We start from the raw sequence: 20662 nt of genomic DNA on the forward strand, positions 1-20662 counted from the left end.
CCCGGGAGGACCGCGCTGAACGCCCCATCCTGGGGCGCAGCGCTTGACGGGCATCCATGCCCGTCACCTCCCTCCGCAAGACCTGCGTTCGGCCTCCTGAAGTCGCGAAGTTACGGGCGGCGCCTGGGCCTACGCAGCTGTCGCTAGCTAGGTATGGCGCTAGACTCCTGATCGACAACGGCAACGGCAACGGCAACGGCAACGGCAACGGCAACGGCAACGGCAACGAGCAACACATCCGCATCTGGGCAATCAGATAAACTGCCTCCATGTCTGATTTTTCTCTCCCTCAAGCCCCTCTGCAACGCCTCGACCTGCCCTGGTTGCACGATGCGGGCGTAGAAACCGCGGTGCTGCGCCTGGACCTGATCGACCCGCTGATCAGCGGCAACAAATGGTTCAAGCTGCGTCATCACCTGCTCCAGGCCCGCAAGGCCGATGCGCCGGGCCTGATCAGCCTGGGTGGCAACCATTCCAACCATCTTCATGCCCTGGCGGCGGCTGGCAAGCGCTTCGGCTTCGCCACTGCCGGGCTATTGCGTGGCCACCCCCAGGACACACCGACGGTGCGAGACCTGCAAGTCCTGGGCATGGAGCTGCACTGGCTCGGTTTCGGCGGCTACCGCGCCCGCCATGAACCCGGTTTCTGGGAGCCCTGGCAGGCCCGCTACCCGGGTTGGCACTGCATCCCAGAAGGCGGTGGCGGCCAAGCTGGCGCGCAGGGCTGCGGGTTGATCGTCGCGCAGTGCCGGGCGCAATTGGCAACGCTCGGCTGGACGGACTACGACGCCTGGTGGCTGGCGGCAGGCACCGGCACGACCTTGGCCGGAATGGTGCTGGAGGAGGCGGGCAGGCATGTGGTCCATGGCGCCCTGGCCGTGCCCCTCGACCACGGTGTACCGGAAACCGTCGCGGCGCTGGCGGGTGTGCACGGCTACCAGTTGCACGACGCCAGCCGTGGCGGCTTTGCCCGTATCGATGACGTACTGCTGGCGTTCATCGCCGACACCGAACGGCAAACCGGCATGCCGCTGGAGGCGCTCTATACCGGTAAGGCCCTGCTGGCCCTGCGCGATCAGGTCGAGGCCGGGCGTTTTGCCCCCGGCACCCGCCTGGTATTCCTGCACACCGGAGGCCTGCAGGGGCGACGCGGTTACTTGTAGGGCAGCATGCGCAACAGCGTGTTGTCGCGCCGCACATAGTGGTGATAGAGCCCGGCCAGCGCATGCAGGCCGATCAGCCAGTAGCCCCAGCTGCCAATGCGTTCATGCCAGCCCTTGATGAACTTGCTCAGGTCCGGGTCGGGGGCGACGATCGCCGGCAGCTCCAGGCCATAGAACGGGATCGGCTTGTCGGCGGCGCTGAGGATCGCCCAGCCGGCCAGCGGCAGGCCGATCATCATCAGGTACAGCAGCAGATGAACCAGGTGCGACAGACCTGTCTGCCAGGCCGGAGGCCTGGGCACGATCGGCGGGGTGGGGCGCGACAGGCGCATGGCCAGGCGCAGCCAGACCAGCACGAACACCGTCAGCCCGAGCATGAAGTGCAGGTCTTTCATCAGGTCGCGTTCGGCGCTGCCCTTGGGGAACAGGCCGCGCAGTTCGATACAGGCGTAGACGGCGGCCAGCAGCACCAGCATCAGCCAGTGCAGGGCGATCGACAGCCGCGCGTAATGGGTCGCGGGAGTGGATGAAACCATGGTGGGTCCTCGTCATCAGGTCGGAAAGGGCGCTCTTGCCGGCGCCTGGCTGTCATCGTACGGGGGTAGTGTAAAAATTGTGTTGATATGGGAGGCAAGAATGTCTCGTGCAGGCTGGTCTGCTCCGTCACCCCTGCGCAAGATGTGGCCACCTGTCTGCCACCAGAAACACCCGCTCGGCTTCCTGCCAGGCGCCGTCTTCATCCTCTTCGAGCCTGACCAGCAACTGTGCCGGTGCCACCTCATCCAGTGCTTGCAACCAGCGCTCGAACTGCTCGGCTGCCCAGCAACTGCCTGCTTCGACTCGCGCTGGTGCCAGCCACCCATGCCGGGGCAGCGGCTGCCAACGTCCGGGAGGGCAGTGCGCGAGGTAATCCGCCCAGTCCCGACGATGCAGCCAGTGCCCGCGCAAATGCGCCGGATGGGCACCGGCGGGCGCTTCGGCATGTCCGGGCCAGGGGTAGAACAGATAGCCGCCGAGCCACAGCTGGGCCTCGACTTCGGCGATTCCCAGCCCCGCCAGCGCGGTGCGACTATGAGGCTGGCCGGAGATGGTCAACTGATGCCCGACCAGGTGCGCCAGCTTGGTCCCGAGGCGGTCATGGCAGCCGGGGCCGAGCCAGTTTGCCGGGTCCTGCCCGTCGCCAGCAGGCGGTCCCAGGTAGAGCTTGATGGCCAGCTCCAGATGATGATCGCCCTCGCGATCGCGCAGCAGAATGTCCAGCTCGCCCAGAGTATGCCCGCCGTCACGGATCGCCAGGTTGGCCGCCAGCAGTTCGATGCCCGGTGCCTGGTGCAGGGCGAACTGCCACAGGCTTTCGTAGTACAGGCCGAGCCGCCGGCTGTTCAGGCGTGCCAGCCAGGCCAGCAGCGGCCCAGGGGCCTGGTCGAGGCGGACGAGCCAGCGGCCCAGGGCCTGCGGATCATCGGCCCAGGCGCTGCCCTTGAGCGGGTGACGCTGGGCGCAGGTGGCGTCCTCCAGCAGCGGCGGTGACAGCAGCGCCCAGGCCAGGTCGCGCACCGCGGGGTGACGCAGTTGGCGGGGCAGGGGTTCGAGGTCGGCGAAGGGCATCATCCTGCGAGCATAGCCGGTTTGCCGCTGGCCGGTCCTTTCGCCCATAATCCCGGCATTGTCACCCCGCCGCAGAGCCTTGCAGGAGCACCATGGAGCAATTTCGCAATATCGGTATCATCGGACGCCTTGGCAGCTCCCAGGTGCTCGACACCATTCGCCGACTGAAAAAATTCCTCCTCGAGCGCCACCTGCACGTGATCCTCGAGGACACCATCGCCGAAGTCCTGCCGGGCCACGGCCTGCAGACCTCGACGCGCAAATTGCTGGGCGAGGTCTGCGACCTGGTCATCGTGGTTGGCGGCGACGGCAGCCTGCTTGGCGCCGCCCGCGCCCTGGCTCGCCACAACATCCCGGTGCTGGGGATCAACCGCGGCAACCTGGGCTTTCTCACCGATATCCGCCCTGACGAGCTGGAGGAGAAGGTCGCCGAGGTGCTCGATGGCCATTACCTGGTGGAGAACCGCTTCCTGCTGCAAGCCGAGGTGCGCCGTCACAACGAGGCCATCGGCCAGGGCGATGCGCTCAACGACGTGGTGCTGCACCCGGGCAAGTCGACGCGGATGATCGAGTTCGAGATCTACATCGACGGTCAGTTCGTCTGCAGCCAGAAGGCCGACGGCCTGATCGTCGCCACCCCGACCGGCTCCACCGCCTACGCACTGTCCGCCGGCGGCCCGATCATGCACCCCAAGCTGGACGCCATCGTCATCGTGCCGATGTACCCGCATACCTTGTCCGGCCGGCCGATCGTGGTCGACGGCAACAGCGAGCTGAAGATCGTCGTATCCAAGGACCTGCAGATCTATCCGCAAGTTTCCTGCGACGGCCAGAACCACTTCACCTGCGCTCCGGGCGACACCATCACGGTGAGCAAGAAACCGCAGAAACTGCGCCTGATCCATCCGCTGGATCATAACTACTACGAGGTCTGCCGCACCAAGCTCGGCTGGGGCAGCCGCCTGGGCGGCAGGGACGACTGATGCTCGATCCGGCGCGCAGTTTCGACATCATCGGTGACGTGCACGGTTGCGCGCTCACCCTCGAACGCTTGCTCGACGCCCTCGGCTACAAGCGCATCGGCGGGGTCTGGCGGCATCCGCGGCGCCAGGCGTTGTTCCTCGGCGACATCGTCGACCGCGGCCCGCGCATCCGCGAGGCGCTGCACATCGTTCATGACATGGTCGAGGCCGGCCAGGCGTTCTGCATCATGGGCAACCATGAGTACAACGCCCTGGGCTGGGTCACCCCGGCGTTGCCGGGCAGTGGCAAGGCTCATGTGCGCGAGCACACCCCACGCCACGCCCGGCTGATCGACGAGACCCTCACCCAGTTCGCCCAGCACCCTGGCGACTGGCACGATTTCATCCAGTGGTTCTACCAACTGCCGCTGTTCATCGACGCCGGGCGCTTCCGCCTGGTGCATGCCTGCTGGGACCCACGGCTGATCGAGCCGTTGCGCCTGCAGTACCCCACAGGCTGCATCGACGAGCACTTCGTGCAGGCCTCGGCAGTGTCCGGCAGCTTTGCCTCGACAGTGTGCAACCGCCTGCTGCGCGGCACCGACATGCGCTTGCCGGACGGCCTGACGCTGACTGGCGGCGACGGCCTGACCCGCGCCTTCTTCCGCACCAAGTTCTGGGAGGAGGACCCGCAGACCTACGGCGACATCGTCTTCCAGCCCGACGCGCTGCCCGACGAAGTGGCCCGCACGCCGCTCAGCCACAGCCAGAAGAACGCCCTGCTGCGCTATGCCGAGGACGAGCCGCTGCTGTTCGTCGGCCATTACTGGCGCAGTGGCCGGCCGGCGCCGATCCGCGACAACCTGGCCTGCCTGGACTACAGCGCCGTGCTCTACGGCAAGCTCGCGGCCTACCGCCTGGACGACGAGACCCGTATCGATCCGCACAAGTTCGTCTGGGTCGATGTCGACCGCCCGCAGGCCAGCCAATGAACGTGATCGAAGTGCTGCGCCTGCCGTTGGCGGTCGATCTCAGCGGTTTCGTCGCCCTGCTGCGCCGCCTGCAGGTGCCGCACCGGGTAGTGGAGGAGGGTGAGGAGCAGGTGCTGTGGGCGCCGCCGGCCATGGCCCACGAAGTACTGGAACTCTATCGGCGCTTCCCTGAAGGTAATGCCGACCTAGATGCGATGCCCGAACCTGTGGATGCTGGCATGCCGACAGCCCCGACGGCGCCTTCGCTGAAGGAGCAGGCCCTGGCCTGCAAGGTCACCGCCGCGGTGCTGATCCTGAGCCTGGTGGTCGCCGGGGTGACCGGCCTGGGGGACAACCTCTCGACCATCGGCTGGTTCACCTTCCTGTCGTTCAAGGTGCAGGGGGACTACCTCTACTTCACCCCCTTGCTCCAGGGTCTTGCCGAAGGCCAGTGGTGGCGCCTGGTATCGCCGATGCTGCTGCACTTCGGCGTGCTGCACCTGGCGATGAACGGCCTGTGGTACTGGGAGCTGGGCAAGCGCATCGAGCTGCGCCAAGGCCCGTGGATGCTGCTGGGGCTGACCTTGCTGTTCAGTCTGGTGTCCAACCTGGCGCAGCATTTCACCAGCGGCGCGAGCCTGTTCGGTGGGTTGTCCGGCGTGCTCTACGGCTTGCTTGGGCATGTCTGGCTTTACCAGTGGCTGGCGCCTAACCCCCAGTTCAACCTGCCCAGGGGCGTGCTGGTGATGATGCTGATCTGGCTGGTGATCTGCCTGAGCGGCGTGGTCGGCCAGCTCGGCTTCGGCCAGATCGCCAACGCTGCCCATGTCGGCGGGTTGCTCATCGGATGCCTGACAGGGCTCTTGGGTGGCGCGCTGGCCCGGCGTAAACTGACCGCCTGACTGAGGAGACAGCATGTCCACGTTCGCGCAAATGATCGAAAACATCACCCCCGAGATCTACGAGAGCCTGAAGACGGCCGTGGAGATCGGCAAATGGTCCGACGGCCGCAAGCTGACCGCCGAGCAGAAGGAGCTGTCGCTGCAGGCGGTGATCGCCTGGGAGATGAAGAACCTTCCCGAAGAGCAGCGCACCGGCTACATGGGCCCACAGGAATGCGCCTCGAAGTCGGCGCCTATCGCCAATATCCTGTTCAAGTCGGACTCGGTACATTGATCGAACTCGCTCGTGGCTCTCTGAGCAAGATGGCGGTGCGCCTGGACGCACCGGTCGTTCAATACAGTTTCCGCCTGGATGACACCGAGGTGCCGGTCAACCCGCTGATCGGCCAGTCGCTGCGCCTGGAGTACCTCGGCGCGATCCACTGCAGCCATTGCGGCAAGCGCACCAAGACCAGCTTCAGCCAGGGCTACTGCTACCCGTGCATGACCAAGCTGGCCCAGTGCGACGTGTGCATCATGGCCCCGGAACGCTGCCACTACGACGCCGGCACCTGCCGCGAGCCGTCGTGGGGCGAGCAGTTCTGCATGACCGACCACGTTGTGTACCTGGCCAACTCGTCGGGCATCAAGGTCGGCATCACCCGCGCCACCCAGCTGCCCACCCGCTGGCTCGACCAGGGCGCCAGCCAGGCGCTGCCGATCATGCGCGTGGCCACCCGCCAGCAATCCGGGCTGGTCGAGGACGTGCTGCGCAGCCAGGTGCCAGACCGCACCAACTGGCGCGCGCTGCTCAAGGGCGACGCCGAGGTGCTCGACCTGCCGGCCATCCGCGAGCAGATCTTCGACGCTTGCGCCGACGGCATCCGCGCCTTGCAGGAGCGCTTCGGCCTGCAGGCCATCCAGCCGCTGCCCGACGCCGAGGTGGTGCAGATGCGCTACCCGGTCGAGGCCTACCCGAAAAAGATTGTCAGCTTCAACCTCGACAAGGACCCCGTCGTGGAAGGCACGCTGCTGGGCATCAAGGGCCAGTACCTGATCTTCGACACCGGCGTGATCAACATTCGCAAGTACACGGCCTACCAGCTGGCCGTGCTCCAGTAAAAGGATCGTCACCATGCGCACAGAACAACCGCAAGTGATCTACCTCAAGGACTATCAGGCTCCCGAGTACCTGATCGACGAGACCCACCTGACCTTCGAACTGTTCGAGGACCACAGCCTGGTCCATGCGCAGCTGGTCATGCGCCGCAACCCCGAGTGCGGCGCCGGCCTGCCGCCGCTGGTGCTCGATGGCCAGCACCTGGAGCTGCTGAGCGTGCAACTGGACGACCAGGCGCTGGCCGCCGGCGCCTACCAGCTCGATGACGACAGCCTCACCGTGCAGCCCAAGGCCGAGCGCTTCACCCTGGATACCAGCGTGAAGATCCACCCGGAGAGCAACACCGCGCTGGAAGGTCTGTACAAGTCCGGCAAGATGTTCTGCACCCAGTGCGAGGCCGAGGGCTTCCGCAAGATCACCTACTACCTCGACCGCCCGGATGTGATGAGCACCTTCACCACCACGGTGATCGCCGAGCAGCACCGCTATCCGGTGCTGCTGTCCAACGGCAATCCCACGGGCAGCGGCCCGGCGGATGATGGTCGCCACTGGGCGACCTGGGAAGACCCGTTCAAGAAGCCGGCCTACCTGTTTGCCTTGGTAGCCGGTGACCTGTGGTGCGTCGAAAGCGAGTTCACCCGCCAGTCCGGCCGCGACGTGACCCTGCGTATCTATGTCGAGGAAGAAAACCTCGACAAGTGCGACCACGCCATGGTCAGCCTGAAGAAGTCCATGCGCTGGGACGAGGAAGTCTACGGCCGTGAGTATGACCTGGACATCTTCATGATCGTCGCGGTCAACGACTTCAACATGGGCGCCATGGAAAACAAGGGCCTGAACATCTTCAACTCCAGCTGTGTGCTGGCCCGTGCCGAGACCGCCACCGACGCCGCCCACCAGCGGGTCGAGGGCGTGGTGGCCCACGAGTACTTCCATAACTGGTCGGGCAACCGCGTGACCTGCCGCGACTGGTTCCAGCTGTCGCTCAAGGAAGGCTTCACGGTGTACCGCGATGCCGAGTTCAGCGCCGACATGAACTCGCGCACAGTCAAGCGCATCGAAGACGTCGCCTACCTGCGTACCCATCAGTTCGCCGAGGATGCCGGCCCCATGGCCCACCCGGTGCGCCCGGCGAGCTTCATCGAGATCTCCAACTTCTACACCCTGACCGTTTACGAGAAGGGCGCCGAAGTGGTGGGCATGGTCCGTACCCTGCTGGGCGCCGAGGGCTTCCGCAAGGGCAGCGACCTGTACTTCGAGCGCCACGATGGCCAGGCGGTGACCACCGACGACTTCATCAAGGCCATGGAGGACGCCAACGGCGTCGACCTGACCCAGTTCAAGCGCTGGTACAGCCAGGCCGGCACACCGCGCCTGGAGGTCAGCGAAGCCTATGACGCCGCGGCGCAGACCTACAGCCTGACCTTCCGCCAGAGCTGCCCGCAGACCCCGGACAAGGTCGAAAAACTGCCGTTCGTGATCCCGGTGGCCCTTGGCCTGCTGGACGCCGAGGGCAACGACCTGCCGCTGCGCCTGGCAGGCGAGGCGCAGGCCGTCGGCAGCAGCCGCGTGCTGTCGGTAACCGAGGCCGAGCAGACCTTCACCTTCGAGGGCATCGCGGCCAAGCCGCTGCCATCGCTGCTGCGCGGCTTCAGCGCGCCGGTCAAGCTGAGCTTCCCGTACGATCGCGACCAGCTGATGTTCCTCATGCAACACGACAGCGACGGCTTCAACCGCTGGGAAGCCGGTCAGCAGTTGTCGGTGCAGGTGCTGCAGGAACTGATCGGGCAGCACCAGCGCTGTGAGGTGCTCACCCTCGACCAGCGCCTGATCACTGCCCTGGGCACGGTGCTCGGCAATGAGTCGCTGGACCCGGCGATGGTCGCCGAAATGCTCTCGCTGCCGGGCGAGGCATACCTGACCGAGATCAGCCAGGTGGCCGACGTGGATGCCATCCACGCCGCCCGCGAGTTCGCCCGCCGGCAGATCGCCAAGCAGCTGTTCGATGCCCTGTGGGCGCGCTACCAGGCCAACCGCGAGGTCTCGCGCAAGACCGCCTACGTGGCCTCGGCCGAGCACTTCGCCCGTCGCAGCCTGCAGAACATCGCCCTGTCGTACCTGATGCTGAGCGGCAAGCCGCAGGTGCTCGAGGCGACCCTGGAGCAGTACGAGCACTGCGACAACATGACCGAGCGTCTCACCGCTCTCGCGGTGCTGGTCAACTCGCCGTTCGAGGCCGAGCGCGCCAAGGCCCTGGACGCCTTCGCCGAGCACTTCAAGGACAACCCGCTGGTCATGGACCAGTGGTTCAGCGTGCAGGCGGCCAGCACCCTGCCGGGCGGCCTGGCGCGGGTCAAGGCATTGATGCAGCACCCGGCCTTCACCCTGAAGAACCCGAACAAGGTGCGCGCGCTGATTGGTGGTTTCGCCGGGCAGAACCTGGTCAACTTCCACGCCGCCGATGGTTCGGGGTATCGCTTCCTGGCGGACCTGGTGATCGAGCTCAATGCACTGAACCCGCAGATCGCCTCGCGTCAACTCGCCCCGCTGACCCGCTGGCGCAAGTATGACGACAAGCGTCAGGCGCTGATGAAGGGCGAGCTGGAGCGGATTCTTGCGTCTGGGGCGCTGTCCAGCGATGTGTATGAGGTGGTGAGCAAGAGCCTGGCGTAAGCCTGTTCGACACCAATCGCGGGGCAAGCCCGCTCCCACGCCAGTTGAGGATGGCGTGGGAGCGGGCTTGCCCCGCGATGCTTTTGGTGGTTAACAAAACATAACGTCCCGCTCGTTGTTTTCTGTCGGACAAGCCCGATACGATGGCCAGAAGCTATTCCAGGCCTCTGGACCAGGGGTTTCGGCAGTGCCTGGCAATAGATTGACCCACCACAAGAACACAACAGGGGGCAGTCATGAGAGAGCGGACAACGCCACGCCGCAAGCTGGCGGCAGGCGCGATGCTGGCACTGGTGCTGGGTATCGGCGCCGGCAATGCCGAGGCGGCGGTGGCCGCCGAGGAATACTCGGTGGAGTCGGCCAAGGCCAGCCAGAGCCTGTTGATCGGCGCCACCCACGCCGGCCAGCGCCTGGTGGTGGTCGGCGATCGCGGCCATATCCTGTTCTCCGACGACCAGGGCAAGACCTGGACCCAGGCCCGGGTGCCCACCCGGCAATTGCTCACCGCGGTGTTCTTCCTCGACGACAAACGCGGCTGGGCGGTCGGTCATGACGCTCAGATCCTCGCCAGCAGTGACGGCGGTGCGACCTGGAGCAAGCAGTTCGAAGACTTGTCCCGTGAAGCACCCTTGCTCGACGTGCGTTTCGTCGATGCTCAACATGGCTTTGCCGTCGGCGCCTATGGCGCGCTGCTGGAGACCACCGATGGCGGCCAGCACTGGCAGGACGTCGCTGAGCGCCTGGACAACCCCGACCAGCTGCACCTCAACGCCATTACCCAGGTGAAGGACGCCGGCCTGTTCATCGTCGGCGAGCAGGGCAGCATGTTCCGCTCCAGCGATGCCGGCCAGAGCTGGACGACGGTGCAGGGCCCCTACGAGGGTTCGCTGTTCGGCGTTATCGGCACCGCCCAGCCCAACACCCTGCTGGCCTACGGCCTGCGCGGCAACCTGTTCCGCTCCACCGATTTCGGCGACAGCTGGCAGCCGATCGAGCTCAAGGCCGAACGCGGCCCGCTCGAATTCGGCCTGGCAAGCGCTACGCTTCTCGAGGACGGCAGCCTGGTGCTGGTCGGCAATGGTGGCAGCGTGTTGCGCAGCCATGACGACGGGCAGACCTTCAGCGTGCGCAACCGCGCCGACCGCATCGCCCTGTCGGGTGTCAGCGGCCTGGGCGGTGGCGGCCTGTTGCTGGTCGGGCAAGGGGGCGTGCACCTGGCCTCGGCCGACGGTACCCAGGAGGCGCGTCCATGACCAGCCGGGAGAGCTTCGACATGCAGCACAAGGACAAGGCCACCCTGCTGGAACGCCTGATCTTCAACAACCGCCCCGTGGTCATCGCCATCTGCCTGCTGGTGAGCGTGTTCCTGTTCTGGCAGGCCACGCAGATCCGCCCGTCCACCAGCTTCGAGAAGATGATCCCGCTGCAGCATCCGTTCATCGAGCAGATGATGGAGCACCGCAACGACCTGGCCAACCTCGGCAACACCGTGCGCGTCTCGGTGGAGGCGGTCAACGGCGACATCTTCGACAAGGACTACATGGAGACGCTGCGTCAGATCCATGACGAGGTGTTCTACATCCCCGGCGTCGACCGCGCCGGGCTGAAATCGCTGTGGAGTCCGAGCGTGCGCTGGAGCGAGGTCACCGAAGAGGGCTTCTCCGGCGGCGAAGTGATCCCCAATACCTACAACGGCTCCCAGGACAGCCTCGACTCCCTGCGCGACAACGTGCTCAAGTCGGGCCAGGTGGGGCGCCTGGTGGCCAACAACTTCAAGTCCAGCATCATCGATATCCCGCTGCTGGAGAACCATCCCGACCCGCAGGACCCGGGTCGCCAGGTCAAGCTCGACTACCAGCAGTTCTCGCACCAGCTGGAAGAGAAGATCCGCGACAAGTTCCAGGCGCAGAATCCGAACGTGAAGATTCACATCGTCGGTTTCGCCAAGAAGGTCGGTGACCTGATCGACGGCCTGGTGATGGTGGCGATGTTCTTCGCCGTTGCCCTGGTCATCACCTGGGCGCTGCTGTACTGGTTCACCTGGTGCATCCGCAGCACTATCGCCGTGCTCATCACCACCCTGGTGGCGGTGGTCTGGCAGCTGGGGCTGATGCATGCGGTGGGCTTCGGCCTGGACCCGTACTCGATGCTGGTGCCGTTCCTGATCTTCGCCATCGGCATTTCCCACGGGGTGCAGAAGATCAACGGCATCGCCCTGCAGTCCAGTGATGCCGACAATGCCCTGACCGCGGCGCGGCGCACCTTCCGCCAGCTGTTCCTGCCGGGGATGATCGCCATCCTCGCCGACGCCGTGGGCTTCATCACCCTGCTGATCATCGACATCGGCGTGATCCGCGAGCTGGCCATCGGCGCCTCGATCGGTGTGGCGGTGATCGTGTTCACCAACCTGATCCTGCTGCCGGTGGCGATCAGCTACGTCGGTATCAGCCAGAAGGCCATTGCCCGCAGCAAGAAGGATGCGACTCGCGAGCATCCGTTCTGGCGCCTGCTGTCCAACTTCGCCAGCCCCAAGGTGGCGCCGGTATCGGTGGTGCTGGCGCTGCTGGCCTTCGGCGGCGGCCTCTGGTACAGCCAGAACCTGAAGATCGGCGACCTCGACCAGGGCGCGCCGGAGCTGCGCCCGGACTCGCGCTACAACCAGGACAACAGCTTCATCATCAGCAATTACTCGACCAGTTCCGATGTGCTGGTGATCATGGTCAAGACCCCGGCCGAGAGCTGCTCGATCCATTCGACCATGGCGCCGATCGACGAGTTGATGTGGACCATGGACAACACCCACGGGGTGCAGTCGACCATCTCCCTGGTGACGGTTTCCAAGCAGGTCATCAAGGGCATGAACGAGGGCAGCCTGAAATGGGAAACCCTGTCGCGCAACCCGGATATCCTCAACAACTCCATCGCCCGTGCCGACGGCCTGTACAACGGCGACTGCTCGCTGGCGCCGGTGCTGGTATTCCTCAACGACCACAAGGCCGAGACGCTGGAGCGGGTCACCACCGCGGCCAAGGCCTTCGCCGACAGCCACAGCAAGGAAGGTTTGCAGTTCCTCCTGGCGGCGGGTAATGCCGGCATCGAGGCGGCCACCAACGAAGTGATCAAGTCGGCCGAACTGACCATCCTGATCCTCGTGTACATCTGCGTGGCGGTGATGTGCATGATCACCTTCCGCTCGTTCGCCGCGACCTTGTGCATTGTCCTGCCGCTGGTGCTGACATCGGTATTGGGCAACGCGCTGATGGCGTTCATGGGCATTGGCGTGAAGGTCGCCACGCTGCCGGTGGTGGCGTTGGGGGTGGGCATCGGTGTGGACTACGGCATCTACATCTACAGCCGCCTGGAGAGCTTCCTGCGCGCCGGCCTGCCGTTGCAGGAGGCTTACTACGAGACCCTGCGCTCCACCGGCAAGGCGGTGCTGTTCACCGGCCTGTGCCTGGCCATCGGCGTGTGCACCTGGATCTTCTCGGCGATCAAGTTCCAGGCCGACATGGGCCTGATGCTGACCTTCATGCTGCTGTGGAACATGTTCGGCGCCCTGTGGTTGCTGCCGGCGCTGGCGCGGTTCCTGATCAAGCCAGAGAAATTGGCGGGCAAGGAGGGCGGCTCGATCTTCGCCCATTGATCCTCGGCAAGGGGCCGCTGTGCGGCCCAATCGCCGGCAAGTCGCAGCGGCGAACCGCGGCTCCCACAGGTATGCGCTGGCCTTGAAGATGGCGCGATCTCTGTGGGAGCCGGCTTGCCGGCGATTGGGCTGCAGAGCAGCCCCATGGCTATAATGGTCGCCCAATTTTCCGGATGTCCCCATGACCCTCGCCACCGCCCTCGCAGCCTGCAACATGCTCCTGATCGACGGCCTGCACGCCTTCGACTTCACCCTCGACGAATCCGGCCTCACCATCGAATGCATGGACGGCCGCCAACTGCGTCGCTGGACCTTCACCCCCGAGCAGATCGCTGCCGCCACCGGGGCGGGCGACGACTGGAGCCTGGCCACTGATGAAGGCGAGCATCGTCTAGTCTGTATGAGTGCTTTTCGTGCCCCGGATGAAGAAGACGATGAACAGGAAATGGACACGCCTGCTGACCGCTAGCCTGATGGCTTTGTCAGTCAACGCCCAGGCCGCCACGTTGCTGGTGGGCAGCTACACCGACAACGGCAGCGAAGGGATCTACCGCTACGCCTTCAACGCTCGCACTGGCCAGATCGACGCCAAGCCCCGGCAGGTGGTCAAGAGCGTCAGCCCCTCGTGGCTGGTGCTGTCTGCCGACCAGCGCCAGCTGTTCGCGGTCAATGAAACGCCCAAGGGCAATGTCAGCAGCTTCTCGCTGGGCAGCAAGGGCGAGATCAAGCTGCTGAACCAGGTGCCCAGCCAGGGCGACGAGCCGACCCACGCCAGCCTGAGCCATGACCAGCGCTACCTGTTTGTCGCCAACTACGCCGTCGCTCCCGACCCCGGTGGCAGCCTGGTGGTGATCCCGGTGGCCCGGGACGGCAAGCTCAAGCCGGTGGTACAGCAGGTCCGGCACACGCCAAGCAAGGTCAACCCCGAGCGCCAGGCCGGTGCCCATGTGCATTCGCTGGTGCTGTCACCCGATGGCCGCCACCTCTATGCCAGCGACCTGGGCGCGGACAAGGTGTTCATCTACCGCTACGACGGCGCCAGCCCCGAGCACCCGCTGAGCCCGGCGATTCCTCCGTCGGTGGCGTTGCCACCGGGCAGTGGCCCGCGTCATCTGCTGTTCGACGCCAAGGGCCGGCATGCCTACCTGACGCTGGAGATGAGCGCCGAGGTGGTGGTATTCGATGTGCAGGACGGTGCTCTGACCGAGCGCCAGCGCTTGTCGCTGACCGACAGCAAGGATGCAGCGGCCAAGGCTGCGGGCGGCCTGCACCTGTCGGCCGATGGACGTTTCCTTTATGTCAGCAATCGCGGTACCGCCAACGAGATCGTGGTATATGCCGTGGGCAAGGATGACGGTCGGCTCACCCTGCTGCAGCGCCGCTCGGTGGAGGGCGATCATCCCCGCGAGTTTGCCCTCGACCCCAGTGGCAACTACCTGCTGGTGGCGAACCAGAAGAGCAACCAGATCGTGGTCATGCGCCGCGATCCGCGCAGCGGCAAGCTGGGGGATACCGTGCAGACGTTGGCCCAGCAGGCGCCTTCGGACCTCAAGTTCCTCGAATAATGGCGGGCACTGAGCCCGCTCCCACGTTGGCGCTGTGCTGCGAAGCGCATCGGCAATTATCAATGGCCATGATAATGGCTACTGCCGCAATGAATTTTTACAGGCGGACCCATCGGCGTAAGTTTTGACCCAAGGCCCACGACGGGCCAACGTCAACCACCGAAGTCGAGGTCTGCCAGCATGAACTTCAATCTCTTCCCACTCATCGCCGCCTCCGCCATCTCCGCCTCCGTCGTTCTGCCAGCCCACGCCCAGGCGGAACAGGGTGCCAAGGCCTCGAGCACCCACAGCTACACCCAGAAATACCTGCAACAGAGCGCGCATTTCCATGCCGCCTTGAGCAAACACTCCAATTGAGTGTGTAAAGCCATTGGTAATAGCACAAAGCCATGTGATTTAATTTGACGCTAAATTTTTGACTCGCCAAAGGGGCAGAGCATGATGTGGCGTATCACGGCGGTAGTGCTGTTGCTGATGTCCGCGCCGATTCTGGCGTTGTGAGTAGCGGACCGCAGGAAAAAACACAGGACGAACGACGCTTTTTCCTGCGGCCTGCAGTGTGTCACGTGGGGCACTATGGCTTCGCCATGACGGCCTTGAACAGGGATGACCCCAGCCAGCCCTGAAGCCAGCTCCGCAGCTGCGGATAAGCAGCCTCGGCGAACCATTGCGGTTCGACCCCGGCAAACTGGCGCATCAAGGGCAGTACGGCGGCGTCGGCCAGGCTCGGGTGATTGGCGAGTAGCCAAGGCCTGCCTTCGAGCAGGCGTTCCAGCTCGGCCAGCCAGGGCTCGGCCTGTGCCCGGTAGTGGGCGCGGGAATATTCCGGATAGCGCTCGGCATACTTGTACAGGTTCACCTGCGCCTTGAACGTGCTGTCGTTGCGGGCAATCAGCGCGTCGGCCTGGCACGCCGCCGCCGGGTCGGCCAGTAGGCGCCAGTCCTCGGGGTCGTGCCGGTCGAGTGCCCAGCGCATGATGTCGAGGCTTTCCTCCAGCACGCCATTCCCGGTATCGAGCACCGGCACCGTGCCCTTGGGCGACAGTGCCAGCAGTTCGGCGGGCTTTTCCTTCATCTTTACCTCGACCACCTGCACGTCGCACTCGGCGTAGCGCAGCGCCAGGCGCGCACGCATGGCCCAGGGGCAGCGGCGGAACGAGTAGAGAATCACCCGCACACCTCGACATCGCTCAGGCCATTGCCCTGACGGCGCACCTGGATCTGTACCGGGATGCGCTCGTGCATCTCCTGCACGTGGGAGATCACCGCCACCTTGCGACCCTGGGCCTGCAGGCCGTCGAGGGCGTCCATGGCCAGTTGCAGCGACTCGGGGTCGAGGCTGCCGAAGCCTTCGTCGATGAACAGCGATTCGATGCGCAGGGTGCTGGAGGCCATCGACGCCAGGCCCAGGGCAAGTGCCAGGGAGACCAGGAAGGTTTCGCCGCCCGACAGCGAGTGCACCGAGCGCAGCTCGTCGCCCATCTCGGTGTCCAGCACCAGCAGGCCTAGCGCGCTGCCGCCACGCTTGAGGCGGTAGCGTTTGGCCAACTGGCGCAATTGGCTGTTGGCGTGGTGCAGCAGCAGGTCGAGGTTGTAGCCCTGGGCGATCTTGCGGAACACATCGCCCGAGGCCGAGCCGATCAGCGCATTCAGGCGCGCCCAGCGCTGCCATTGCTGGTAGGCCTGCTCGATCTGCTCGGCCAGGGCCTGGCTGGCCTGCTGACGACGCTGGTCGTCGGCCTGGCGCGCGCGTAGCTCGGCGCAGCCTTGTTCTTGAACGGCCAGCTGCTGCTGGAGCTCGTTGAGCGCTTGCTCCAGTTCTTCCGCCGGCAACTCGCCGTGGGCCTGGCTGGCATGTTGCTGCAGGCGTTGTTCACGTTCCTGAAGCAGCACGCGGCCCTGCTCGATGGCCTTTTCTGCGGTTTGCAGGCGCTGACGCAATTCACCGAGCTGGGCATCGTCGATGGCCAGCAGGCGCTCAAGGCCGACATCGTCCAGCTCAGGGTGCGCGCTGCGCCAGTGGGCGATCTCGCCCTGCAACTGTTGATGCTCCTGTTCCAGGGCCTGTTGGCGCTGCTGGTTGGCCTTGAGGTCGGCGGCCAGCTGCACGCTTTGAGTGTGCAGCGCTTGCAGCCTCTGGACGCAGTCGGCCTCGGCGCTGCGCGCCTGTTCCAGCTGGGTGTCCATGTGCTGTTGCCAGGCTTCGGCGCTGGGCTGTTCACCGAGCAGCTCGCCCAGGGTAGCTCGGGCCTGCTGGTGTTGCTCGTCGAGCGCGGCGAGTTTCTGTTGCAGTTGCTGCTGCCCTTGCAGGCGTGTTTGTTGCTGGTCGCGCAGCTTGTCGAGCTGGACTTGACGGGCCTGTTGCTCTTGCTGCTCGTCCTTGCGCAGGTCGAGCTGTTGGCGGCGCTGGGCGATCTGCTGGTCGAGGCCGAGGAAGGCGTTGGCCGGATCGTCGCGCAGGGCCTGGAGAATGTCCTGGGGCAGCACGCTGCCCAGGTCGTCGAGGCTTTGTTCCAGTTGTTGGGCGTCGGTGGTCAGTGCCTGGTGCTGCTGCTCGAGGTGACGCTGCGCCTGTTGCTGGGCCTCGCCTGCGGCCTGCAATTGCTGGGTAAGGCGAGCGGCATCCTTCTGCAGAGTGAGCAGGGCGGCCTGACGCTTCTCGTCGCGGTCGATCTCCTCGCCGAGGCGGCGTAACTGGCCATCGAGCCACTTGCCGCGGGCCGCGTCGTCCTGCGGGGCGAGTGCGGGCCACAGGGCATGGGCCTGGAGCTGTTCGGTCACAGGCTGCAACTGCTCGCCAAGCTGCTGCTGTTGTTGCTGGTAATCCTTGAGCTGGGCATTGACCACGCCCAGTTCGGTGCGCAGGTCCACCAGCTTGCCATTGAGTTGTTCGACTTGCTTGTGCGCCGCCTCTTCCTCGGCCTGGTCGTGCCGACCAAGGCTGTGCAGCAGCGCTTCGGGCTGGTGGAACGGGTGTTCGGCGCTACCGCAAACCGGGCAAGGCTCGCCGTCGCGCAGTTGCGCGCGCAGCTCCTCGACGCTGGTGTTGCGCGCCAGGCGCTGGCGCTCGAGCAATTGACGGGTGAGGGTCAGCGCTTGCTCGGCGCTCTCCAGCTCGGCCTTGGCCGCGGTGCCTTCGCCGATCAGTTGCTGGCGCCGCTGCATGGCTTGCTGCTGGCGTTCACGCAGGGTGGCGATCGCCTGGCGCAGTTCCTGCTCGCGGCCATGCAGGCGGGTCAGCTCTTCGACCGTGCGCTGTTGCTTGCGGTTGTCCTGGAGCATGGCGCCGAGCAGATCGACCTGCTCGGCCAACGCATGGGGTTCGGCACCGGCTTCGCGGAACAGCAGCTCGAAATGTTCGCGTTGCGCTTGCAGTTGGGCGTTGGCCTGGCTGGCCTGGGCCTGCAGCCCGGGCAGCTCTTCGCGGCCCTTGGCCAGGCGGCCGCCGATCAGCATGACCTGCTTGAGTTGTGGCAGATAGGCCTGCCAGGCGTCGGCGAGGCCGCCCAGGTGCTGGCTTTCGGCCAGGGCGGCATCGATCTGCGACAGCTGCTGCTGGCTGCGCTGCTGATGGTCCTCCAGCTGTTGCAGCTGCTGCTGGCCCGCGCTGGCCTCCTGTTCGGCCAGGTTACAGGCTTCGCGCTGTTCGGCCAGGTCCTTGTCCAGGCGTGCAATGTCACCTTGAGCGGCGAAGGCCTGGCGCAGGCGCGGGGCGTTTTCGCCTTGCAGGGCCTGCTGCTGGACCAGGTGCTGGCGGGCGGCCTCGAGGGACTGCTGCAGTGCGTCGATATGTTGCTGCAGATCGCTTTGCTGGCGTTGTTGCTGGTCGATATCCGCCTGCACCGGGGCCAGTTGCGCGGCCAGGTGCTGTTGGCGATGGAACTGGTGGCGCTGGGGCGCCAGGCGCTCCAGGCGTTGCAGGTCGACGCGCTGCTCGGCCAGTTGCTGCCACGCCTGTTCTGCGGCTTGCAGGGCAGTGCCGGCCTCATGGTGCTGGGCCTTCAGGCGCTGCTGTTCTTCGAACCAGGTGCGCTGTTGCTCGAGCAGACGCTGGCGCGCCTGGTCGGCCTTGAACTGTTGCTGGGCCTGTTCCAGTTCCTGGTCGAGGGCGACGCGGGCTTCGGCGTCCATCGGCAGCAGGTGCTCGGCCTGTTTCTTCAGGTCGTTGTGAACTTCGCCGGTTTCCCGAGCCTTGCTGAACGCGCGCTGGCCGAGGCGGGTGTAGATTGCCGTGTTGGTGAGTTTTTCCAGCAACTCGCTGCGCTCGCGGTCGTCGGCCTTGAGGAAGGCGCCGAACTCGCTCTGGGCCAGCATCACCGCTCGGGTGAACTGCTCGAAGTTCAGGCCCAGTCGGGCCTCGACCAGCTGCTTGTATTCGTTCTTGCCGCTACCCAGCAACTGCTCGCTGTCCAGGTCGTAGAGGCTTTGGCGGCTGTTCTGCAGTTTTCCGGTGGCTTTCTCGCGGGCGCGATTGGCTTCCCAGCGGGCACGGTAGCGGCAGCCATCGATGCCGACGAAGTCCACCTCGGCAAAGCCGCTGCCAGTGCCGCGGCGCAGCAGGTTGCGTGGGTCGGAGGTGGGGATCTCGCCGTCGGCATCCGGCACCTTGGCTTCCCGGGCGATATCGTTCAGCCGTGGCACGCTGCCGAACAAGGCCAGGCACAGGGCGTCGAGCAGTGTGCTCTTGCCGGCCCCGGTCGGCCCGGTGATGGCGAACAGGCCGGCGCTGGCCAGGGGCTCGGCGGTGAAGTCGATGTCGATGGGGCCGGCAAGGGAGGCCAGGTTCTTCAGGCGGATGGCGAGAATCTTCATGGTCGTTCCTCTTCTTGCAGCACGTCCTGCAGCAGCTCGGCAAAGTCGGCCAGGGCCTGCTCGTCGGCGGGGTTGCCGTACTGTTGCTGCCAGGCACGGCCGAACAGGTCCTGCGGGGTCATCTGAGCCAGTTCGACGAAGTCTTGTTCGTCGTCTTCGGCGCGGCCGCTGCCGGCGTATTCGGCGCTGATGCGCACCAGGCGCACGGCCTTGCCCTGCAGAGCGCCTTCGATCTGCTGGCGCAGGTCGGGCTGCGGCTCGTCCAGGCGCACCCGTACCTCCAGCCAGGGTTGGCGGTTGGGGTCTTCGAGCAGGTCGATCACCGGCAACTGGCCCAATTGTTCGAGCAACTCGCCCAGCGGTGCCGGGCCGACCCGTTGCAGGGCCACGGCACGCGGCACCGGGCGCGGCTCGACGCTGACCAGTTCGGCGCCCTCCAGCTCCACTTCCAGCACCTGGTGCGGGTAGTTGATTTCAGCGAAGGACAGCGGGATCGGCGCGCCGCTGTAGCGGATGCGATCTTCGCGGTTGACCTTCTGCGGCTTGTGCAGATGACCCAGGGCGACATAGCTGATGGCCTTGTCGAACAGCCGCGCCGGCAGCGCCTCGGCATTGCCGATGATCAGGCTGCGTTCGGAGTCTTCCGAGATGCTGCCGCCGGCCATGTGCGCATGGCTGATGGCGACCAGCGCCTGGTCCTTCTTGCGTTTCTTCTGTGCCGCCGCGATCAACTGCTCGTGGACCTGGGTGATGCCCTGCAGGTAGTCGTCACCCAGCGCCGGCCCGGTGACTTCGGCGGGACGCAGGAAGGGCAGGGCCAGGCACCAGGCGCCGACCTTGCCACGGGCGTTGGTCAATGGGATCAGCAGGCGCTCGGCGTCCAGCTGGCCCTCGTCGAGCCAGTGCACGCGGCCCAGGGCGTGGGTGCGCAGGCGGCGCATCAGTGGCGCCGGCAGCTCGATGCGCGAGCCGGAGTCGTGGTTGCCGGCGATCATCACGATATCCAGCTTGGGCTGTTGCTCGTGGGCCTGGACGATGAAGTCGTAGAGGCGCTCTTGGGCTTTGACCGGCGGATTGACCGTGTCGAAGATGTCCCCGGCGATCAGCAGCGCATCGGGCTGGCGCAGGCGCAGCTGGCCGAGCAGCCAGTCGAGAAAGCAGGCGTGTTCGAAGTCGCGTTCCTGGCCATGCAGGCTCTGGCCCAGGTGCCAGTCGGAGGTGTGAAACAGACGCATGGAAGATCCGTAGGGTGAGCGGCAGGGGG

17 protein-coding genes are annotated in these 20662 nt (G+C 65.5%); 12 read left to right on the forward strand and 5 right to left on the reverse strand.

The genetic code is table 11. The features are described from left to right. Positions 1–269 precede the first annotated feature (269 nt). Positions 270–1163, forward strand: coding sequence for a 1-aminocyclopropane-1-carboxylate deaminase/D-cysteine desulfhydrase (locus ABZO33_RS26135; RefSeq protein WP_414538407.1), 894 nt, complete (start codon positions 270–272; stop codon positions 1161–1163). Here the strand turns inward: ABZO33_RS26135 and ABZO33_RS26140 are convergent. Continuing rightward, a complete protein-coding gene (locus ABZO33_RS26140) occupies positions 1154–1699 on the reverse strand; it encodes a cytochrome b (protein ID WP_134693918.1) in 546 nt (181 codons plus the stop codon). The genes ABZO33_RS26135 and ABZO33_RS26140 overlap by 10 nt on opposite strands. A 127-nt stretch (positions 1700–1826) precedes the next feature. After that, positions 1827–2819 (reverse strand): DUF1853 family protein, encoded by a 993-nt coding sequence (locus tag ABZO33_RS26145; RefSeq protein ID WP_414538408.1) that lies wholly within the window; start codon positions 2817–2819, stop codon positions 1827–1829. 44 nt (positions 2820–2863) lie between these two features. Between ABZO33_RS26145 and ABZO33_RS26150 the strand changes: the two genes are divergently transcribed. The 11 genes from ABZO33_RS26150 to ABZO33_RS26200 all read left to right on the forward strand — a co-directional run bounded on the left by ABZO33_RS26150 (position 2864) and on the right by ABZO33_RS26200 (position 14943). Continuing rightward, entirely contained in the window at positions 2864–3754 is an 891-nt protein-coding gene (locus tag ABZO33_RS26150; protein WP_011532967.1) for an NAD(+) kinase, read from the forward strand. Beyond that, the gene (locus ABZO33_RS26155) at positions 3754–4725 is read left to right on the forward strand and encodes a metallophosphoesterase (RefSeq protein WP_046854725.1); all 972 of its coding nucleotides are present in this window, start codon (positions 3754–3756) and stop codon (positions 4723–4725) included. Before ABZO33_RS26150 ends, ABZO33_RS26155 begins: the two co-directional genes overlap by 1 nt. Beyond that, positions 4722–5606 (forward strand): rhomboid family intramembrane serine protease, encoded by an 885-nt coding sequence (locus tag ABZO33_RS26160; protein WP_414538409.1) that lies wholly within the window; start codon positions 4722–4724, stop codon positions 5604–5606. Before ABZO33_RS26155 ends, ABZO33_RS26160 begins: the two co-directional genes overlap by 4 nt. A gap of 13 nt (positions 5607–5619) precedes the next feature. Further along, entirely contained in the window at positions 5620–5880 is a 261-nt protein-coding gene (locus ABZO33_RS26165; RefSeq protein ID WP_011532970.1) for a YeaC family protein, read from the forward strand. Further along, complete coding sequence (locus tag ABZO33_RS26170; RefSeq protein WP_414538410.1) at positions 5877–6707, forward strand: DUF2797 domain-containing protein; 831 nt, start codon at positions 5877–5879, stop codon at positions 6705–6707. Before ABZO33_RS26165 ends, ABZO33_RS26170 begins: the two co-directional genes overlap by 4 nt. Positions 6708–6720: 13 nt before the next feature. Beyond that, positions 6721–9378: an aminopeptidase N gene (gene pepN / locus ABZO33_RS26175; RefSeq protein WP_414538411.1), complete on the forward strand. Its 2658-nt coding sequence runs from the start codon at positions 6721–6723 to the stop codon at positions 9376–9378. 236 nt (positions 9379–9614) lie between these two features. After that, positions 9615–10631: a WD40/YVTN/BNR-like repeat-containing protein gene (locus ABZO33_RS26180; RefSeq protein ID WP_414538412.1), complete on the forward strand. Its 1017-nt coding sequence runs from the start codon at positions 9615–9617 to the stop codon at positions 10629–10631. Further along, positions 10628–13021: an efflux RND transporter permease subunit gene (locus ABZO33_RS26185; RefSeq protein WP_414538413.1), complete on the forward strand. Its 2394-nt coding sequence runs from the start codon at positions 10628–10630 to the stop codon at positions 13019–13021. Before ABZO33_RS26180 ends, ABZO33_RS26185 begins: the two co-directional genes overlap by 4 nt. Before the next feature lie 181 nt (positions 13022–13202). Continuing rightward, positions 13203–13490 carry a DUF5629 family protein gene (locus ABZO33_RS26190; RefSeq protein ID WP_414538414.1) on the forward strand — a complete coding sequence of 96 codons (288 nt, stop codon included), beginning with the start codon at positions 13203–13205 and terminating at the stop codon, positions 13488–13490. Then, positions 13456–14586: a lactonase family protein gene (locus ABZO33_RS26195; RefSeq protein WP_414538415.1), complete on the forward strand. Its 1131-nt coding sequence runs from the start codon at positions 13456–13458 to the stop codon at positions 14584–14586. The genes ABZO33_RS26190 and ABZO33_RS26195 overlap by 35 nt, the downstream gene beginning before the upstream one ends. A gap of 180 nt (positions 14587–14766) precedes the next feature. Next, positions 14767–14943 (forward strand): hypothetical protein, encoded by a 177-nt coding sequence (locus ABZO33_RS26200; RefSeq protein ID WP_367858306.1) that lies wholly within the window; start codon positions 14767–14769, stop codon positions 14941–14943. Positions 14944–15160: 217 nt separating this feature from the next. On the opposite strand, the gene ABZO33_RS26205 is transcribed toward ABZO33_RS26200, so the two are convergent. From ABZO33_RS26205 to ABZO33_RS26215, 3 genes are read right to left on the reverse strand one after another with little or no spacing between them, the layout of a single operon-like run. Continuing rightward, positions 15161–15757, reverse strand: coding sequence for a glutathione S-transferase (locus ABZO33_RS26205; RefSeq protein WP_414538423.1), 597 nt, complete (start codon positions 15755–15757; stop codon positions 15161–15163). Further along, a complete protein-coding gene (locus ABZO33_RS26210) occupies positions 15754–19398 on the reverse strand; it encodes an AAA family ATPase (protein ID WP_414538416.1) in 3645 nt (1214 codons plus the stop codon). Before ABZO33_RS26210 ends, ABZO33_RS26205 begins: the two co-directional genes overlap by 4 nt. After that, entirely contained in the window at positions 19395–20633 is a 1239-nt protein-coding gene (locus tag ABZO33_RS26215; RefSeq protein WP_414538417.1) for an exonuclease SbcCD subunit D C-terminal domain-containing protein, read from the reverse strand. The genes ABZO33_RS26210 and ABZO33_RS26215 overlap by 4 nt, the downstream gene beginning before the upstream one ends. Positions 20634–20662: the final 29 nt, after the last annotated feature.

It is taken from the genome of Pseudomonas sp. CAM1A (assembly GCF_047501685.1).
Lineage (GTDB): Bacteria > Pseudomonadota > Gammaproteobacteria > Pseudomonadales > Pseudomonadaceae > Aquipseudomonas.

Excerpts from the sequence above, each read along its gene's own strand:
- ABZO33_RS26135 (WP_414538407.1), top strand. The coding sequence starts at position 270 with ATGTCTGATTTTTCTCTCCCTCAAGCCCCTCTGCAACGCCTCGACCTG.
- ABZO33_RS26140 (WP_134693918.1), bottom strand. The coding sequence starts at position 1,699 with ATGGTTTCATCCACTCCCGCGACCCATTACGCGCGGCTGTCGATCGCC.
- ABZO33_RS26145 (WP_414538408.1), bottom strand. The coding sequence starts at position 2,819 with ATGGGCGAAAGGACCGGCCAGCGGCAAACCGGCTATGCTCGCAGGATG.
- ABZO33_RS26150 (WP_011532967.1), top strand. The coding sequence starts at position 2,864 with ATGGAGCAATTTCGCAATATCGGTATCATCGGACGCCTTGGCAGCTCC.
- ABZO33_RS26155 (WP_046854725.1), top strand. The coding sequence starts at position 3,754 with ATGCTCGATCCGGCGCGCAGTTTCGACATCATCGGTGACGTGCACGGT.
- ABZO33_RS26160 (WP_414538409.1), top strand. The coding sequence starts at position 4,722 with ATGAACGTGATCGAAGTGCTGCGCCTGCCGTTGGCGGTCGATCTCAGC.
- ABZO33_RS26165 (WP_011532970.1), top strand. The coding sequence starts at position 5,620 with ATGTCCACGTTCGCGCAAATGATCGAAAACATCACCCCCGAGATCTAC.
- pepN (WP_414538411.1), top strand. The coding sequence starts at position 6,721 with ATGCGCACAGAACAACCGCAAGTGATCTACCTCAAGGACTATCAGGCT.
- ABZO33_RS26180 (WP_414538412.1), top strand. The coding sequence starts at position 9,615 with ATGAGAGAGCGGACAACGCCACGCCGCAAGCTGGCGGCAGGCGCGATG.
- ABZO33_RS26185 (WP_414538413.1), top strand. The coding sequence starts at position 10,628 with ATGACCAGCCGGGAGAGCTTCGACATGCAGCACAAGGACAAGGCCACC.
- ABZO33_RS26190 (WP_414538414.1), top strand. The coding sequence starts at position 13,203 with ATGACCCTCGCCACCGCCCTCGCAGCCTGCAACATGCTCCTGATCGAC.
- ABZO33_RS26195 (WP_414538415.1), top strand. The coding sequence starts at position 13,456 with ATGAACAGGAAATGGACACGCCTGCTGACCGCTAGCCTGATGGCTTTG.
- ABZO33_RS26200 (WP_367858306.1), top strand. The coding sequence starts at position 14,767 with ATGAACTTCAATCTCTTCCCACTCATCGCCGCCTCCGCCATCTCCGCC.
- ABZO33_RS26210 (WP_414538416.1), bottom strand. The coding sequence starts at position 19,398 with ATGAAGATTCTCGCCATCCGCCTGAAGAACCTGGCCTCCCTTGCCGGC.
- ABZO33_RS26215 (WP_414538417.1), bottom strand. The coding sequence starts at position 20,633 with ATGCGTCTGTTTCACACCTCCGACTGGCACCTGGGCCAGAGCCTGCAT.